The organism is Actinomycetospora soli (assembly GCF_021026295.1).
Taxonomy (GTDB): Bacteria; Actinomycetota; Actinomycetes; order Mycobacteriales; family Pseudonocardiaceae; genus Actinomycetospora; species Actinomycetospora soli.
Map to the genome: position 1 here is coordinate 89,926 of NZ_JAJNDA010000015.1, position 16,021 is coordinate 105,946.

At 75.0% G+C, this 16,021-nt stretch carries 15 protein-coding genes; 4 read left to right on the top strand and 11 right to left on the bottom strand.

Annotated features, from left to right (window positions below; genetic code table 11):
- Positions 1 to 14: 14 nt before the first annotated feature.
- The 3 genes from LN037_RS22710 to LN037_RS22720 form a co-directional block, all read right to left on the bottom strand.
- Positions 15 to 3,482: an indolepyruvate ferredoxin oxidoreductase family protein gene (locus LN037_RS22710; protein ID WP_230757307.1), complete on the bottom strand. Its 3,468-nt coding sequence runs from the start codon at positions 3,480 to 3,482 to the stop codon at positions 15 to 17.
- Positions 3,483 to 3,605: 123 nt separating this feature from the next.
- The gene (locus tag LN037_RS22715; RefSeq protein WP_230757310.1) at positions 3,606 to 4,439 is read right to left on the bottom strand and encodes an alpha/beta fold hydrolase; all 834 of its coding nucleotides are present in this window, start codon (positions 4,437 to 4,439) and stop codon (positions 3,606 to 3,608) included.
- Positions 4,440 to 4,532: 93 nt separating this feature from the next.
- Positions 4,533 to 5,750, bottom strand: a complete 1,218-nt coding sequence (locus LN037_RS22720) for a PucR family transcriptional regulator (protein ID WP_230757311.1) — start codon at positions 5,748 to 5,750, stop codon at positions 4,533 to 4,535.
- A 127-nt stretch (positions 5,751 to 5,877) separates the two neighbouring features.
- Between LN037_RS22720 and LN037_RS22725 the strand changes: the two genes are divergently transcribed.
- A complete protein-coding gene (locus LN037_RS22725) occupies positions 5,878 to 6,645 on the top strand; it encodes an SDR family NAD(P)-dependent oxidoreductase (RefSeq protein WP_230757313.1) in 768 nt (255 codons plus the stop codon).
- On the opposite strand, the gene LN037_RS22730 is transcribed toward LN037_RS22725, so the two are convergent.
- The 4 genes from LN037_RS22730 to LN037_RS22745 all read right to left on the bottom strand — a co-directional run bounded on the left by LN037_RS22730 (position 6,646) and on the right by LN037_RS22745 (position 10,471).
- Entirely contained in the window at positions 6,646 to 7,689 is a 1,044-nt protein-coding gene (locus LN037_RS22730; protein ID WP_230757315.1) for a YihY/virulence factor BrkB family protein, read from the bottom strand.
- Positions 7,690 to 7,718: 29 nt separating this feature from the next.
- On the bottom strand, positions 7,719 to 8,372 hold the full coding sequence (locus LN037_RS22735) for a DUF2461 domain-containing protein (RefSeq protein WP_230757317.1): 654 nt from the start codon (positions 8,370 to 8,372) through the stop codon (positions 7,719 to 7,721).
- Between the two features lie 28 nt (positions 8,373 to 8,400).
- On the bottom strand, positions 8,401 to 9,807 hold the full coding sequence (locus tag LN037_RS22740) for a DEAD/DEAH box helicase (RefSeq protein ID WP_230757320.1): 1,407 nt from the start codon (positions 9,805 to 9,807) through the stop codon (positions 8,401 to 8,403).
- 145 nt (positions 9,808 to 9,952) lie between these two features.
- Positions 9,953 to 10,471, bottom strand: a complete 519-nt coding sequence (locus LN037_RS22745) for a VldE C-terminal domain-containing protein (RefSeq protein WP_230757323.1) — start codon at positions 10,469 to 10,471, stop codon at positions 9,953 to 9,955.
- Between the two features lie 125 nt (positions 10,472 to 10,596).
- Here LN037_RS22745 and LN037_RS22750 point away from each other — a divergent pair, with 125 nt between their 5' ends.
- A complete protein-coding gene (locus LN037_RS22750) occupies positions 10,597 to 10,827 on the top strand; it encodes an FmdB family zinc ribbon protein (RefSeq protein WP_230757326.1) in 231 nt (76 codons plus the stop codon).
- Between the two features lie 91 nt (positions 10,828 to 10,918).
- Here LN037_RS22750 and LN037_RS22755 read toward each other — a convergent pair whose 3' ends face one another.
- The gene (locus LN037_RS22755) at positions 10,919 to 11,260 is read right to left on the bottom strand and encodes a hypothetical protein (RefSeq protein WP_230757328.1); all 342 of its coding nucleotides are present in this window, start codon (positions 11,258 to 11,260) and stop codon (positions 10,919 to 10,921) included.
- A gap of 288 nt (positions 11,261 to 11,548) precedes the next feature.
- Here LN037_RS22755 and LN037_RS22760 point away from each other — a divergent pair, with 288 nt between their 5' ends.
- Complete coding sequence (locus LN037_RS22760; protein WP_230757331.1) at positions 11,549 to 12,220, top strand: metal-dependent transcriptional regulator; 672 nt, start codon at positions 11,549 to 11,551, stop codon at positions 12,218 to 12,220.
- Between the two features lie 30 nt (positions 12,221 to 12,250).
- Here LN037_RS22760 and LN037_RS22765 read toward each other — a convergent pair whose 3' ends face one another.
- The gene (locus LN037_RS22765; RefSeq protein ID WP_230757338.1) at positions 12,251 to 14,380 is read right to left on the bottom strand and encodes a serine/threonine-protein kinase; all 2,130 of its coding nucleotides are present in this window, start codon (positions 14,378 to 14,380) and stop codon (positions 12,251 to 12,253) included.
- A gap of 180 nt (positions 14,381 to 14,560) precedes the next feature.
- On the opposite strand from LN037_RS22765, the gene LN037_RS22770 reads away from it, so the two are divergent.
- Positions 14,561 to 15,103: a YbhB/YbcL family Raf kinase inhibitor-like protein gene (locus LN037_RS22770; protein ID WP_230757344.1), complete on the top strand. Its 543-nt coding sequence runs from the start codon at positions 14,561 to 14,563 to the stop codon at positions 15,101 to 15,103.
- A gap of 38 nt (positions 15,104 to 15,141) precedes the next feature.
- Here the strand turns inward: LN037_RS22770 and LN037_RS22775 are convergent, their stop codons facing one another.
- Together LN037_RS22775 and LN037_RS22780 are read right to left on the bottom strand one after the other, a co-directional pair.
- A complete protein-coding gene (locus tag LN037_RS22775; protein WP_230757346.1) occupies positions 15,142 to 15,441 on the bottom strand; it encodes a hypothetical protein in 300 nt (99 codons plus the stop codon).
- An 89-nt stretch (positions 15,442 to 15,530) separates the two neighbouring features.
- On the bottom strand, positions 15,531 to 16,010 hold the full coding sequence (locus LN037_RS22780) for a nucleoside deaminase (RefSeq protein ID WP_230757349.1): 480 nt from the start codon (positions 16,008 to 16,010) through the stop codon (positions 15,531 to 15,533).
- Between the last annotated feature and the right edge of the window lie 11 nt (positions 16,011 to 16,021).

Sequence of the window (16,021 nt, forward strand, 5' to 3'; positions counted from 1 at the left end):
GACCTCCCTCGCGCTCAGCCGAGCAGTGCGTCGCGCCGGGCGCGGAAGCGCTCGACGTTCCGGAGCTTGACCTCCTCGTACCCACGGACGTCGTCCGCCAGCCCCGCGATCTCGAGCACCGTGTCCACCGTGAGCCCGGGCAGCCGGTCCACGGCCGTCCGCACCGCCTGCTGGTACTCCCCGACGAGGGCCCGCTCCACCTGGCGCACGCCGGCGAGCCCGAACACGTCGAACGGCGTGTGCCGCAGCCGGCGGGCGGCCCGCAGCCCGCGGAACGCGACGTCCGCCGCCCGTCCGCGCAGCCGGATCTTGCGCTCCATCCCGAGGGCGCGGAGCACCGGCGGGTGCAGCATCACCGACACGTCCGCGTCGGCGCCGTACTCGGCCTCGCGGCGGGCGACCTCGACCGGGTCGAGGTGCAGGCGGGCGACCTCGTACTCGTCCTTGTAGGCCATGAGCCGGTGCAGGCCGCGGGCGTAGGCCGCGCCGACCCGCGACCCGTCGTCGGGACCCACGGCCTCCGCGGCCAGCGCGGTGACCCGCCGGACCTCCTCCGCGTAGCGCGCGGCGTAGGCCGCGTCCTGGTAGCCGGTGAGGTCGGCGATCCGGGTCGCGAGCAGGTCCTCGATCCCCTCGACCCCGGCGGCGAGCGCGGCGGAGTGCGCGTCGACGGTCACGACGGCGGGTGCGGCCGGGACCGCGGCCGCGAGGACGGCGTCGTGGTCGATCGCCGCGGCCCGGCCCCACCGGAACGCGGCGAGCGAGGTCTCGACGGCGGCACCGTTGAGCCGGATCGCCCGCTCGATCGCCTCCGCCGACACCGGGACCACGCCGTGCTGCCACGCGGCGCCGAGCAGCAGCACGTTGGTGGGCAGGTGGTCGCCGAACAGGGCCTCGGACAGGCGCTGCGCGTCGACGTGGTGGACCTCGGCGGTCACCGCGGCGAGCTTCTCGAGCGCGTCGTCGGGGGAGCCGGGCAGCACGACCCGGCCGGTCACCATCGCGGCGGTCGGCGTCAGCGAGGTGTTCACGACGGCGACGGTGTGCCCGGCCCGTGCGACCCCGAGCGTCGCCGGGTCGGCCGCGCCTAGCAGGTCGAACCCGACGACCACGTCGGCGCTGCCCCGCGAGGCGCGCAGCGCGCCGTCGACCGGGTGCTTGGCGATGCGGACGTCGGAGACGACCGGCCCGCCCTTCTGCGCGAGCCCGACCTGCTCGAGCCCGGCCGCGAACGACCCGTCGAGGTGGGCGGCCATCTGCAGGATCTGCGAGACGGTGACGACGCCGGTGCCGCCAATGCCCGGCATCCGCAGCAGGACCTCGTCGGAAAGGGTCCGCTCGGTGCGGTCGACGAGGCGCACCGGCAGGTCGGGCACCGCCCGGGGGGCCACCGTGCCCGGCTCGACCAGCAGGAACGACGGGCAGTCGCCCTTGAGGCACGAGTAGTCGGAGTTGCACGACGCCTGGTGGATGCGGGTCTTGCGGCCGAACTCGGTCTCCACGGGCAGCACCGAGAGGCAGGTGGACACGTCGCCGCAGTCCCCGCAGCCCTCGCACACCCGCTCGTTGATCACGACCCGCTCGGTGGCCGTCGGCAGCTCCCCGCGCTTGCGGAGGCGGCGCTCCTCGGTGGCGCAGCGGTCGTCGTGGATCAGCACCGTGACGCCCTCGACGGCCGCCAGCTCGGACTCGGCGGCCGCGAACTCGTCGCGGTGGCGCACGGTCGCGATCGGGTCGAGGTCGCCGCGGCCGTACTTCCCGGGCTCGTCGGTGGTGACGACGATGCGGCGCACGCCCTCGATCGCGAGCTCCCGGGTGATGGCGGGGACGTCGAGGCGGCCCTCGGCGCGCTGCCCGCCGGTCATCGCGACCGCGTCGTTGTAGAGCAGCTTGTAGGTCATCGACACCCCGGCGGCGATCGCGGCGCGGATCGCCAGCGAGCCGGAGTGGTGGAACGTCCCGTCGCCGAGGTTCTGCACGAGGTGGCGGTCGTCGGTGAACGGGGCGAGCCCGATCCACTGCGCGCCCTCGCCGCCCATCTGCGTCATGCCCACCTGGTGGCCGCGGTGCGCGGTGTCGAGCGCGACCATCGCGTGGCACCCGATGCCCACCCCGACGAGCGTGTCGTCGTCCGTCCGGGTCGAGGTGTTGTGCGGGCAGCCGGAGCAGAAGTACGGCGTGCGCGAGGGCGTGTCCGCCGTGGTCAGCGGGATGCGGGAGGGCCGCGGCGGGGTGAGGGCGTCGAGGTGCGCGACGGCGGCCGCGGGCAGCTCGGCGCCGAGCGCGACGAGCCGGGCGGCCACGGCCTTCGCCACGTCCTCCGCGGCCAGCTGGGCGCGGGCGGAGAGGAGCGGGCGGTTCCGGTCGTCGCGGCGGCCGACCACGCGCGGCGCGGGGACGGTGCCGTAGAGGGCCTGGCGGACGTGGCCCTCCAGGAACGGCACCTTGTCCTCGACGACCAGCACCTCCTCGAGGTCGGCGGTCATCTCCGCGAGCGCCTCGTGGTCGACCGGGAACGGCATCGCGAGCCGGACCAGCCGCACCCCGAGCGCGTCCAGCTCCGGCTCGCCGAGCCCGAGGTCGTCCAGGGCGCGCACCACCGTCGCGTAGCTCGTCCCCGAGGCGACGATCCCGAGCCGTGCCCGCCGCGCGCTGAACGCGATGCGGTTCAGCCCGGTGTCCCGGGCGTAGGCCTTCGCGAGGTCCAGCCGACGGGTGAGGACGTCGTGCTCCGCGTCGAGCGCGGCCGGCCCGACCAGCGCCGACGGGGCGGGACGCGTTCCGGACGGCGGGTGCGGGACACCGAGCACGTCGGGCGCCAGTGCCCCGAGGTCGACGGTCGCCGAGGCGTCGGCGACGTCCGCGATGATCTTCAGGCCGGTCCACAGCCCGCTCGCCCGGGACAGCGCGACGGCGTGCAGCCCGAGCTCCACGACCTCGGCGACCGACCCGGGCGCGAGCAGCGGTAGGGACAGACTCGCGGCCATCGGCTCGCACGAGCTGGGCACGGTCGAGGACTTGCTGGCCGGGTCGTCCCCGATCACCGCGACCGCACCGCCCTGCGCCGCCGTGCCCACGAGCTGGCCGTGGCGGATGGCGTCCGCCGCCCGGTCGAGGCCGGGGTTCTTGCCGTACCAGAACCCGACGACGCCGTCGTGGCGCCGACCGGGCACGCGGTCGAGCAGCTGGGACCCGGCGACCGCGGTCGCGGCGAGCTCCTCGTTGACCCCGGGGGTGAACACGACGCCGGCCGGGTCGAGGTGCCGCCGGGCCCGCCCGATCTCGGAGTCGAACCCGCCGAGCGGCGACCCCTGGTAGCCCGAGACGAAGACCCGCGTGTCCAGGCCGCGGGCCTCGTCGAGCCGGCGCTGGTCGAGCAGCAGCCGCACCAGGGCCTGGATGCCGGTCATCAACGCCCGCCCGCTCGTGGCGGTGTAGCGGTCGTCGAGGGAGACGGTCGTGTCGGGGCTGTCCAGGGACATGTCGGCCACTCCTGCCCGTGGTGGTGGAGCCCACATGCCATCCGACGGGACCCGGCGGCGCAACCTTCACCGACCCGTCGTCGGGAAGGACGCAAAGAACTCCATCGCGCGGCCCCCGGAGCTTCAGGACGTTGCGCCGAGGAACTCCTCCACGACGGCGTTGAACCGCTCGGGGTTCTCCAGGAACGGGAAGTGCGAGCGGGCCTCGTCGGCGGAGAAGACGTGCAGCCGGGCGTCGGGGATCTGGTCGGCGATGTACTCCTGCGACGACGGCGCGACGTGGCTGCCGTCGCAGCCGAGGACCAGGGTGGGGACGTCGACGCGGGGGAGGACGTCGCGCCAGTCCTGGGCGCAGTGGTCGAACAGCAGCGGGACCCCGGCGTACGCGGGCGTCGACCGGATCTCCTGCCGGACGAACTCCCAGACGTCGGGCTTCGGCTCACCCGAGAACATGCTGCGCACGAAGTCCTCCAGTGCCGCCTCGCCCTTCTCCCCGGCGAGTTCGCCGCCGAGGGCGACCAGGCCGGCCACGTCGAAGATCGCCCCGCACTGCTGCTGCTCGGTGCGGCTCATCCACGGCACGGCGGCGACGGCGGCGGGCTGGTCGACCGCGACGAGGCGCCGGACGCGGGCCGACCCGCGCTGGTCGAGGTAGCTCCAGCAGACCGACACGCCCATCGACCAGCCGAGCAGGTCCACCTCCTCGACGCCGAGGTGGTCGAGGAACTCGTGGAGGTCCTGCGCGAGGCGGGCGATCCGGTAGCCGTGGTGCGGCTTGGCGGACTCGCCGTGACCGCGCTGGTCGAGGGTGATCACGCGCCGGTCCAGCCCGTCGAGCTGGTGGTGGAACATCGCCCGGGTCTGGCCCCAGCCGTGCAGCATGACCAGGGGGACGCCCCGGCCGCCGCGGTCGGAGTAGGTCAGGGCGACGTCGTCGGCGGTGGTGAAGGTCGGCATGGGGGGAGGGTGCCGTGGGCGTGACCCGCGCCACGACCGACCGATGTCGGAGGCCGCCGGGCTCCGCGTCCTCGTTCTGTCGAGTCTGTCGGGTCAGCCGCGCCCGTCGAGCAGTTCCAGTGCCCGCAGACCCTGGTGCAGCACCAGCCGGTCGCGCCCGTCGTCGAGATCGGTGCCGGTGATCTCGGCGATCCGGCGCAGCCGGTAGTAGAGCGACGTCCGGTGCAGGTGGAGCCGTTCCGCGGTGCGCGGCACGGAGCCGGCGAGGTCGAGGAAGACCTCCAGCGTCGCCCGCAGCCGCGCGCCGGACTCGTGCTCGACGAGGCGGCGCAGCGGCTCGGGCACGAGGTCGGGGCCGAGGGCCTCGTCGGGCAGGCGGAGCAGCAGGGCGTGGTCGGCGACGTCCTCCCAGCGGGCCGCGTCGCCGTGCCGGGCCAGGGACCAGGCGCCGCGGAGCGCGAGCTCGGCCTGGCCGGCGGACCGGGCCGCGGCGGGCAGGCCCGCGACGTCGCCGCCGACGCCGACGCGGACCTCCCCGGCGGGCCCGACGGCCGAGCGCACCGCCGCGACGAGTCGTCGGGCGACCGCGGCGACCTCGTCCCGGCCGACCGGCCGCGGCCCGACCTCCACGAGGCGGACCCGCCGGCCCGCCACCACCGCGACCCCGGGCCGCACGCCGCGCCGCAGGTGGGCGCCCACGGTGCTGCGCAGGACCCGCGTCAGCTCGCCCGTGCGGGCCGGGCCGCGCGCCTCGACCACGGTCACCACCGCGTGCGGGGCGTCCGGCAGCCCGCCCGCGACCAGCGCGCGGTGCGCCTCGGCGCGCTCGTCGGGGCCGCCGTCGAGCAGGGCGGCCGTGTGCCGCTCCGTGGCGGCCGAGGTGCGGGCGGCCTCCAGTTCACGGTCGGCCAGGCAGGCACCGATGACGGTCGCGGCCGCGCCGAGCCGGTCGAGCTCGTCGTCCGACAGCGTCGCGTCGGCGTCGATCACGAGCAGCAGCCCGAGCAGCCGCGTGTCCCGGCGGATCGGGACGCACACCCGGCGTCGCAGCCCGAGTGTCTCGTCCGGCGGGACGACGCCGGGTCCGGTCCACGTCGCGACGCCCAGTCCGAGGACGTAGGCGGCGACGTCGGCGCCGGGGTCGCGCTGCAGCACCGCCCGCACCCGCACCGCGTCCTCGTCGGCGAAGTGGCGCGTCACGTGGAGCAGGTGCATCCCGGGGTCGTTCACGACGATCGAGCGGCCCAGTTCGTCGGCGAGCTCGTCGACGAGGCGCTGGACCTCGTCCACCGTGCCCGCGTGCGTCGTCATGGGTGCACCTCCTCGTGCCCGCATGTTCCTACAGAACGAGGAGGGCGCGGGTCACGGTCGCGTCAGCGGGCGGTCGTCCGGCGGAGCGGGGGAGCGCACCGTCGGGGCCGAAGAGGGGAGGTCCGCGATGCCCGATCTACGGGGCCGGGTGGCCGTGGTGTTCGGCGCGGGGTCCAGCGGCGCGGCGATCAGCAACGGCCGGGCGGCCGCGCTGGCCTACGCGGCGGCGGGCGCGGCGGTCGTCGCCGTGGACCGGGACTCCCAGCAGGCGGAGCTGACCGCGCGGCTCGTCGTCGAGCAGGGCGGCCGGGCGACCGGCGTGGGCGCCGACGTGACCGTCGAGGACGACGTCGTCGTGGCCCTCGACGCCGCGGCCGGGGCCTTCGGCCCGGTGACGATCCTGCACAACAACGTCGGCGTCGCGACGCCCGTCGGCCTCGTCGACCTGAGCCGCGCGGAGTGGGACGCCGCCCTGGCGGTCAACGTCAGCGGCGTCTTCCTCACCTGCAAGCACGCGGTCCCGCGCATGGTCGCCGCGGGCGGCGGCGCCGTGGTCAACGTGTCGTCGGTGGCCGCCATCCGCCACCCCGGCTACGACTACCCGGGCTACATGGCGGCGAAGGCGGCGGTCGACCAGCTGACGGTGTCGGTCGCCCTGACCTACGCCGCCCACGGCGTCCGGGCCAACGCCGTGCTGCCCGGGCTGATCGACACCCCGCTCGTGGGCGACCAGTTGGCCGACGAGGCCGCGGCCCGGGCCCGCCGCAGTCCCACCGGGCGGTGCGGCACCCCGTGGGACGTGGCCAACGCCGCCGTCTTCCTCGCCTCCGACGACGCGGCCTACGTCAACGGGGTGTGCCTGCCGGTGGACGGCGGCCTGACGGCGCGCTGCTGATCACGGCGTCAGCGCGTCGTCGGCCTTGACCGCGCCGCGGCGTCCCATCGGCGCGGCCGTGCCCGTCGTGGTGTCGGCCGCGGTCTGGTACTCCGACTCGGAGTTGACCTCGGCGCCGAGCAGCACGATGTAGCTGGTCAGGTACATCCAGAGCATGAGCACGATGACGCCGGCGAGCGCGCCGTAGGTCTTGTTGTAGCTGCCGAAGTTGTCGACGTAGACGCTGAACACGACGCTGCCGACGACCCAGAGGACGGTCGCGAGCACCGAGCCGAGCGTGACCCAGCGGAAGCGCGGCGCGTCCCGGTCGGGCGCCGTCCGGTAGAGGACGGCGAGGGCCACGACCACGAACAGCACGAGCAGGACCCAGCGCACGACCTGTCCCACGATCTGGCCGACGGGACCGAAGTAGTCGAGGACGATGGGTGCCACGGCCACCAGGGCGATCGCGACGATCACGAAGACGACCGCTCCGAGGGTCAGCAGGAGCGCGAGGGCCCGCAGCTTCACGGCGCCGCGCGTCTCGGTCTCGTCGTAGGCGATGTTGATGGCGGCCATGAGGTTCTGGGTGCCGCTCGAGGCACTGAACAGGGCCGCGAGGGCGGCGATCACCAGACCCGTCGTCAGGCCGCCGGTGCTCGAGGTGACCACCGACTGCAGCTGGTCGGCGACCAGCGGCCGAGCGCTCTCGGGCAGGGCCGAGGTGATGCTCTCCAGCGTCCGGGCGGCCTCGGCCGGGTCGGCGACCAGGCCGTAGAGCGACACGAGCGCGATCAGGGCCGGGAAGATCGCGAGGAAGCCGAAGAACGCGACGCCGCCCGCGAGCATGCTGACGTTGTCCTTGCTGCCCTCGGCGAACGCGCGCCGCAGGATCTGCCACCAGCCCCGCGCCGGGATCTCGGTGGGCTTCTCGGCGTTCCCGCCCGGCGGGCGCTCCGGACGGTCGTCCGACCTCGATCGGTCGGTCGGCGGGTGCGGGTGGCGCACCCCCTGGGCGACGCTGCGGGCGACCAGCCCCGCGGCGAGCATCCTCGCTGGGTTCATCGCCGCTGGTACCCGCGAGGGCGCGCGGGTCACCGTCGTCGTCGGGAGCTCTCCGCGGCGTCGTCGAGGGTGACCCCGACGTGGGCGTTCATCCACTCCGCCAGCGGATCCATCCGCCGCCAGGCGGCGGCCACGCGCTCGGCGACGGCGGGGGTGTGCAGCTCCTCCGACGGCTCCCACGCGGTGTGGGCGTAGAGCGCGCGGTGGCGCAGCAGGTCGAGGCGCGGGTGGTCGGGGTCGGTGCCGCGCGGCCGCGTCTTCAGCCGGTCACCGCCGATCGCGAACCCGTCGTCGTGCAGGGCGGCGACGAGGCGCTCCAGCTCCGGGCCGTGGCGCTCGTCGTCGACCGCCGCCCGGTAGCGCGCGACCTGGCCCGGGACCATGGCGTAGTAACCGGCCGCCACCATGATCCCGTCGGCCGAGACCTGGACGTAGTGGGCGCCCGCGGTGGCGCCGCACTGCGTCTTGTAGGGCACCTTGTCCTTCGAGAACCGCACGTCCCGGTACGGCCGGAAGATGCGGCCCTCGCCGAACTCGGGCTCGAGGGCCAGCAACAGGGCCTGCATGGGCGCCCGCACGTGGTCGTCGTAGAGGTGCCTGTGGTCCTGCCAGTAGGCCTTCGAGTTGTCGGCCTCGAGGCCCTCGTAGAAGTCGACCGCCGCGTCGCCGAACCCCGTGAACACGGTGGACGACGCTAGTACGGCCGGCGGCTCAGCGGCTGCGGCGTGCTCCCGAGCCGGCGGGCGACGCGGACTGGCCGCCCCGGGTGCCCCGACGACGACCGCCGCCGGTCGACTGACCGCCGGTGCCCTGGCCGGCGCCCTGCGGCGAGCCCCCGCCGCGACCGCCACGGCGGCGCGGCCGTCCGGAGCGCGAGGAGGTCCCCGACGACGGGCGGGACTGCTGCGGCGGTGCCTCGACCTCGGGCATCGCCGCGGGCGGGGCCGCCTCGCCGACCAGGTCGCGGATCTCGCGCGCACCCGGCGACACCTGTGCCGTGCGGGGCTTGATCCCGGCCTGCCGCGTCAGCTTCGCGACGTCGGAGCGCTGGTCGGGCGCGGCGAGCGTGACCACGTCGCCGGCCGACCCGGCGCGGGCGGTGCGCCCGGAGCGGTGCAGGTAGGCCTTGTGCTCGGCCGGCGGGTCGACGTGCACCACGAGGGCGACGTCGTCGACGTGGATGCCGCGGGCGGCGATGTCGGTGGCGACGAGGACGCGGACGTCGCCGTCGCGGAACCAGCCGAGGTTCCGGTCGCGGGCGTTCTGCGCGAGGTTGCCGTGCAGCTCCGCGGCCGGGATGCCGGAGGCGGCGAGCTTGCGGGAGAGCTTGCGCGCCGCGTGCTTGGTGCGGGTGAACAGCATCGTGCGGCCGAGGCCGCCCGCGAGCTCCTGCACGATCTGCGCGCGGTCGGCCGGCTGGACCGTGAAGACGTGGTGGGTCATGTCCGGCACCGGCTCGGCGGCACGGTCGACGCTGTGCGTCACCGGCGAGCGGAGGAACTCCTTCACCACCTTGTCGACCTCGCCGTCGAGCGTCGCCGAGAACAGCAGGCGCTGGGAGGTGGCCGGCGTGCGGCGCAGGAGGCGGCGCACGGCGGGGAGGAAACCGAGGTCGGACATGTGGTCGGCCTCGTCGAGCACCGTGACCTCGATGTGGTCGAGGTCGAGCACGCCCTGGCCGATGAGGTCCTCGAGGCGGCCGGGGCAGGCGATGAGGAGGTCGACGCCGCGGCGCAGCGCGTTCTCCTGCGGGCGCTGCCCGACGCCGCCGTAGACGACGGTCTGCTCGAGGCCGAGGGCCTCCGAGAGCGGGGCGAGAGCGTCGCGGACCTGGCTCGCGAGCTCGCGGGTCGGCAGCAGGATCAGCGCCCGCGGCCGGTTGGGGCGCGTCGGGGCGTCGCAGCGGGCGAGCTTCGCCAGCACGGGGAGCCCGAAGGCGAGGGTCTTGCCGGACCCGGTGCGCCCGCGGCCGAGGACGTCGCGTCCGGCCAGGGCGTCGGGGATCGCGGCGGCCTGGATCGGGGTGGGCTCGGTGATGCCGCGGGGGGCGAGGAGCTCGGCGATCGAGGGCGAGATGCCCAGGCCGGTGAATGTGGTGATGTCAGAGATGAGGAGCACCTAGCGTCGGGGTGGGTCCGCCCGGGCGGTGCTCGCGCGTCGCGAGGGCCAGGCGGCGTGCGCGTCACGCATCAGGGGGTGTCGCGCTCGTGACCGAGTGTCGCACGTTGATCGTCCGGGGTGCTCCCGAACGTGATGCTCGTCCTCAGCGGCGCACGCTGACGTGGACGTGGTCGAAGTGGCCGCCGGTGGCGTCGGCCGGGTCGTAGACGCCCCCACCGTCGTACGGGCGGCCCCATCCGTCCTGGTCGGCGGTGCCGCGGTACCAGATGCGGCCCTGCCAGATGACGTAGCGCACGCGCAGTTCGGTGGCGTTCTCGCGCAGCCAGGACGCCATCGCCCACCCGGCGGCGAGCTCCTCGCCGACCGGGAAGCGGCCGGACCGCGTGGGGAAGAAGTCGCACGCGCGCCCGGCCGGGTGGTCGCTGGACGGGTTCCAGGCGTGCTCGGACCAGCAGCTCACCCCGCGCGGGTCGTCGTCGAACCGGGCGACGGCCGCGTCGTGCAGGCGGAGGGTGGTCGGCGTGAGGCAGCCCTCGCTCGTCGGGTCGGGCTCGCTGCACGGCTCGGGCGGCGGGGGCTGCACGACCTCCCACACGTCGGCGGCCGTGAACCCGCGGCTCTGCACGAACCAGATCGCCCCGGCGGCCAGCAGGGCGAGCACGAGGACGGCGACGAGGGCACGGGTGGCGGTTCGGGTGATGTGTCCAGGATAGGAAGACCGGTGGTGATCCGGCGGTGAGTCGCCGGCCTTCCTGACGGCGGGTGGTGCGGCCTACGCTCCGCCCCATGGCCGTGTACGAGTTCCGATGCCGGGAGTGCGGGTCGACGTTCGAGGTGAACCGGCCGATGCAGCAGGCGGGCGACCCCGCGGCCTGCCCGGGCGGTCACGCCGACACCGTCAAGCTGCTGTCGACGGTCGCGCTCGGCGGGAAGGCCCGCACGGCGCAGCGTCCGGCCATGGCCCCGTCGGCTGGCGGTGGTGGCGGCGGGTGCTGCGGAGGCGGCTGCTGCGGCTGACCGGCGCACACAGGTCGGAGGACGCCGACCTGACGGGCGAACCGGGTCGGAGCGACCCGGTTCGCCTCACGTGGTCCGGACTGCGGCCGACCTAGGGCGCCGGGACGGCCGGGACGGCGGGTGCCCCGGGCACGGCGGGCACGCTCGGGACGGCGGGCGCCCCGGGCACGGCGGGCACATCCGGCACCGCGGGCGCTCCCGGGACGGCCGGTACCGACGGAACTGCCGGTGCCCCCGGTACTGCCGGTGCCCCCGGTACGGCCGGTGCCCCCGGTACGGCCGGGGCGCCGGGGACGGCCGGGACCGTCGGCGGCGTGACCTGCCCGGCCACGGCCGCCGTGGCAGGCAGGACGGCCGCACCGGCGACGGGCGCGGCCACCACGGCCGCGCCGATCGCCACCGTGGCGGCAGCGGCCAGGATCTTGACGCGCATGCTTCCCCCGATCGCCGTACGCCGCTGGGGCGTCCGCCCCAGAACTCGGCGATCACGAGCAAACGCGGCGTGCGTGATCGCGACAAGTGACGGCGACACGCCGCACTCGATCGTGCGGATCGGGTCGTCGGCGCTTGTCGGGGACTACGGGCTGTGTATGCGGGACCCGACGCGGCGCGGCGAGGCCGCGCCTGCCCGGCCCCGCCGCCGGCGGACACCGGTCGTCGCGCAGATTGCTCGCCATCGAGTCGCAGGTCCGGTGGCGGTCGCGGCGATATCGTGGCGCGTATGGACGGCGGGCACTCGGCGGCGGTCGACGATTACGTCAAGGCCGTCTACAAGCTCGTCGAGACCGAGGGCACGGCGACGACGTCCCGGCTCGCCCTGCGCCTCGGCCTCTCCGCGTCGTCGGTCTCTGGGATGGCGCGCAAGCTTGCCGACCTCGGGCTGGTCGAGCACCGTCCCTACGCCGGCCTGACCCTGACCGAGGCCGGCCGTCGACACGCGCTGTCCATGCTCCGCCGGCACCGACTGATCGAGACGTTCCTCGTGCAGGAGCTCGGCTACGGCTGGGACGAGGTGCAGGACGAGGCCGAGGTGCTCGAGCACTACGTCTCGGACACGTTCCTCGCGCGCATCGACGCCAAGCTCGGGCACCCCGAGGTCGACCCGCACGGCGACCCCATCCCCGACGCCGACGGGCGCACCGTCGAACAGGACGCCCGCGCCCTCGCGGTCCTGGAGCCGGGACGCACCGCCCGTCTGGTCCGGGTCGACGAGGAGGACCCCGCGGTCCTGCGGCACCTGAAGGAGCGCGGCTTCGGGCTCGGCACCGAGGTGCTCATGCGCGGCCGGCACCCGTTCGGCGGCTCGTTCGTGGTCTCGCTGGGCGGCGACGCGGAGGAACACCTGCTCGGCCCCGAACTCGCCGCGGCGATGTGGGTGGCGCACGCGGAGTAGGTCGCGACCGGGCGTCGCGGGGCCGACCTCCTAGGTCGAGGCGCGGAGGACGAGGAGCCGGCCGTCGTCGAGACAGGTGACCACCGCTTCCACCCCGCGCATCCCGACGCTGGTGGGGGAGCCGCAGGCGGGCACCGTCGCGGTGACGGTGTCGGTGGCGGTGTCGATCACCGACACGGTGCCGTCGTCGACGTTGGCGGTGTGGAGGTGTCGACCGTCCGGCGTGTAGCTGACGTGCTGCGGACCCCGGCCGACGGACACGGTCGCGAGCACCCGGTCGGTGCGTGCGTCGAGGACGTCGACGGTGCCGGCGTCGTAGTTGACCACCGCGACCCGCTCGCCGTCGGGGGAGACGGCGAGCGCGTGCGGGCTGCGGCCGACGGGCACGGTCGCCCGCGCCGCGCCGTCGGGGCCGAACGACGTCACGAGGTTCGACTCGTGGTTCGCCACGTAGATGCCGTGGGGGCCGAAGGCGATCCAGTGCGGGTTCGGGCCGACGGGGATGCGGCGGACCACGGCGTTCGCCGACAGGTCGACCACGTCGATGGAGCCGGTCGCGTGGCTCGGCACCCACAGCGTGCGCTGGTCGGGTGCCACCGCGAGCGCGTACGGCTCCCGGTCCACGGGGATCGTGGCGGTGACGGCGTTCGTCCGGGTGTCGACGACGTGGACGACGTCGCCGCCGCGCTCGTCGTAGCAGCTGACGAAGGCCCGGGCGCCGTCGGCGCTCAGGGCGACGAAGCGAGGTGTCGCGACCGGCATGGGAATGGTGGCGACGACCGCCCGGCGATCGAGGTCGATCACCGAGACGACCCGGGCGTCGCGGTTGGCCAGGTAGCCGGTGCGGCCACCGGGGGCGACGGCGAGATAGCCCGGGGTGGGCGGCGTGGCGATCGTGCCGGCCACGGCGGGCACCGCCAGGCTGACGGGCACGCTCGGTCCCGCCGCCGGGGCGGGGGCCGGCGACGCGGCCGCCGGTTCACGGTCGGGGGCGAGCGCCGCCGCGAGGACCACGGCGAGCACGACGACCAGGGCGATCGCGACGACGACGAGGACCGGTCGGTCGCGCAGCCAGCCCGCGACGTCGGTCCGGGACACCCGCACGGTGGTGCCGTCGCGTCGGAACCGCTGGGGACGGGCGACCGGCGGCGCGCCACCCTGCGGGCGGACCGGCGCGAACACCGGCGGCGGGATCCGCGCCGGCGACGTCGGCAGCGGGGATTCGGGGGTGTCGAGGGGCTGAGGTGCCGTGGTGCTCGAGTCCGGTCCGGAGACCAGGGTGGGAGCGGACCGGCGACCCGCGACGGCCACCGCGGGCGTGCGTTCCCGGGTGGGGGCTGCCTCGACGGCGCGCCGGGCGGCGTCCGCGAGCGCACCCGCCGTCGGGAAGCGGTCCCCCGGGTCCTTCGCCATCCCGGTGGCGACGACGTCGTCGAGGGCCGCGGGGAGCCACGGCCGACCGTCGCTCGGGCGGGGTGGGGCGAGATCGAGGTGGGCGTACATGAGCGCGGGCAGGCTGTCGCCCTCGAAGGGCGGCCGGCCGGTCAGGCACTGGTGGAGCAGGCAGGCGAGCGAGTAGACGTCGGCCCGGCCGTCGATGGAGCGGGACGTGAAGCGCTCGGGCGCCATGTAGTCGAGCGTCCCGACCGTGGAACCGGTGCCGGTCAGCCCGGCGGCCGTGTGGCCGATGGCGTGCGCGATGCCGAAGTCCACGACGTAGACGAAGTCGCGGGGCGTCACGAGGACGTTCGACGGCTTGACGTCGCGGTGCACGAGGCCGTCCGCGTGGGCGGCGTCGAGGGCGTCGGCGACCTGCACCACGAGGTCGACGGTCCGACGCGCGGGCAGCGGACCGTCGTCGGAGAGCAGGCGGGCGATCGTCACGCCGTCGTCGACGAGCCGCATGTCGATGAACAGCCGACCGTCGATCTCGCCGTAGTCGTGGATCGGGATGATGTGGGGGTCGCGCAGGCGGGCGACCACGCGGGACTCCCGACGGAACCGGGCGAGGAACTCCTCGTTGCCGCCGAAGAGTTCGGGCAGCAGCTTGAGCGCGACCACGCGGTCGCGATCGACGTCCACGGCCTCGAAGACGTCGCCCATGCCCCCGGACCCGATGAGGCGGCCGAGCCGGTACCGGCCGAACTCCCGACCCTCCATCGCGCCCCCCGTGGATCTCGTCCCGCGGACAGCGTCGACGCCCGCCTGTGATCCGCGCAACCATCTCGCAGGACGCGCCGCCCGTGGGTCGGTTCCGGCAAGTGCATGGAGACGCTCCTCCTCGGGGAAGAGAGCCCTGTAGTTCGCGGGAATCGTCCGCGACCGACCGAGGAGGACCCCGTGGCGCCGCAGCCGCCGGACCCGTACAGCTTCCTGCCCGAGGTGGCCACCTTCCAGGTGACCTCCACCGATGTGACCGACGGTCAGCCGGTGCCGAACTCCCTGGTCAGCGGGATCATGGGCGCGGGTGGCGAGGACGTGTCGCCCCAGCTCGAGTGGTCCGGCTTCCCCGAGGGCACCAAGAGCTTCGCGGTCACCTGCTACGACCCGGACGCCCCGACGGCCAGCGGGTTCTGGCACTGGGCGGTCACCGGCATCCCGGTGTCGACCACCTCGCTGCCGACCGACGCCGGCAACCCGGACAAGGACCTGCTGCCGGCAGGGGCGATCACGCTGGCCAACGACGCGGGCGCGCACCGGTTCATCGGTGCGGCCCCGCCCGCCGGGCACGGTCCGCACCGCTACTTCTTCGTGGTCCACGCCGTCGACGTGGAGGACCTCGGGGTGGGTGAGGACGGGAGCCCGGCGTTCCTGGGCTTCAACCTGTTCTTCCACTCCATCGGCCGCGCCACGATCACGCCGACCTACGAGGTCCAGGGCTGACGAGCTCCGGGCCCGGGGTCACCGGGCCCGGAACGCGGTCACCGTTCGAGCAACTCCTCCAGGAACGCCTCGAGGTCGAGCGGGCGCCCGGCCACGTCCTCGAGGCGCGGCGCGGGACGCAGCTCCGCGGTCGCCTCCTCGACGGCCTGGCAGACCACCGCGAGCTCCTCGGCACCGAGGACCCGGAAGCCCCGGGTGACCCCGTTGTAGGGCCGCCGCCACTCGAGCGCGGTCAGCTCGGTGTCCTCGATCTCCCACATCACGACGCGGTTGCCCATCCACGGTACGGACGTCGTCGGCATCGTCATCACCACCATCTCCAGCGCGGGTCTCGGCATCGGCCGCAGCGCTGGGGCGACCACCGGAGGATGCCGCCCCGCCCGCGCGGCCACACCGCGGAGTGGTCCGCGCGACACCGCGACCCGGGTCACCCCCCTCCGTGGAGACGGCGGTGCAGCTCGCGGACCTCCTCGTCGAGCCCGGGCGCCGGTCCCTCGACGACGATGCCGGGCGCGACGTCCCGCACCCGCAGCAGCGTCACCGGCCCGGGGGCGGCCCCGAACTCGGCCAGCCAGCCGCCGAGCTGTTCCGACGAGCTCGCGTAGACGATCCGGCCGAGCCCCACCCACGCGTGCGCCGCCGAGCACATCGCGCAGTGTTCGCCGGAGGTGTAGACGGTCGCCCCCGGGCGGTCCGCCGGGGGCAACGACTCCGCCGCCCACCGGGCGAGCTCGAACTCCGGGTGCAACGTCGGGTCCGAGCCCGTGTTCACCCGGTTCCGGTCCTCCGCGAGCGCCGTCCCGTCCGCGCCGACCAGCACCGAGCCGAACGGCTCGTCACCGGCCTCCAGGGCCTCGCGGGCCAGCTCGACGCAGCGGCGGAGATGGACGAGGTCGGCGTCGCGCACGGACCGGGAAG

Coding starts and splice junctions, on each gene's coding strand:
- LN037_RS22730 (WP_230757315.1), bottom strand. CDS start 7,689: ATGAACCCAGCGAGGATGCTCGCCGCGGGGCTGGTCGCCCGCAGCGTC.
- LN037_RS22755 (WP_230757328.1), bottom strand. CDS start 11,260: ATGCGCGTCAAGATCCTGGCCGCTGCCGCCACGGTGGCGATCGGCGCG.
- LN037_RS22715 (WP_230757310.1), bottom strand. CDS start 4,439: ATGCCGACCTTCACCACCGCCGACGACGTCGCCCTGACCTACTCCGAC.
- LN037_RS22725 (WP_230757313.1), top strand. CDS start 5,878: ATGCCCGATCTACGGGGCCGGGTGGCCGTGGTGTTCGGCGCGGGGTCC.
- LN037_RS22775 (WP_230757346.1), bottom strand. CDS start 15,441: ATGCCGAGACCCGCGCTGGAGATGGTGGTGATGACGATGCCGACGACG.
- LN037_RS22760 (WP_230757331.1), top strand. CDS start 11,549: ATGGACGGCGGGCACTCGGCGGCGGTCGACGATTACGTCAAGGCCGTC.
- LN037_RS22720 (WP_230757311.1), bottom strand. CDS start 5,750: ATGACGACGCACGCGGGCACGGTGGACGAGGTCCAGCGCCTCGTCGAC.
- LN037_RS22750 (WP_230757326.1), top strand. CDS start 10,597: ATGGCCGTGTACGAGTTCCGATGCCGGGAGTGCGGGTCGACGTTCGAG.
- LN037_RS22765 (WP_230757338.1), bottom strand. CDS start 14,380: ATGGAGGGTCGGGAGTTCGGCCGGTACCGGCTCGGCCGCCTCATCGGG.
- LN037_RS22710 (WP_230757307.1), bottom strand. CDS start 3,482: ATGTCCCTGGACAGCCCCGACACGACCGTCTCCCTCGACGACCGCTAC.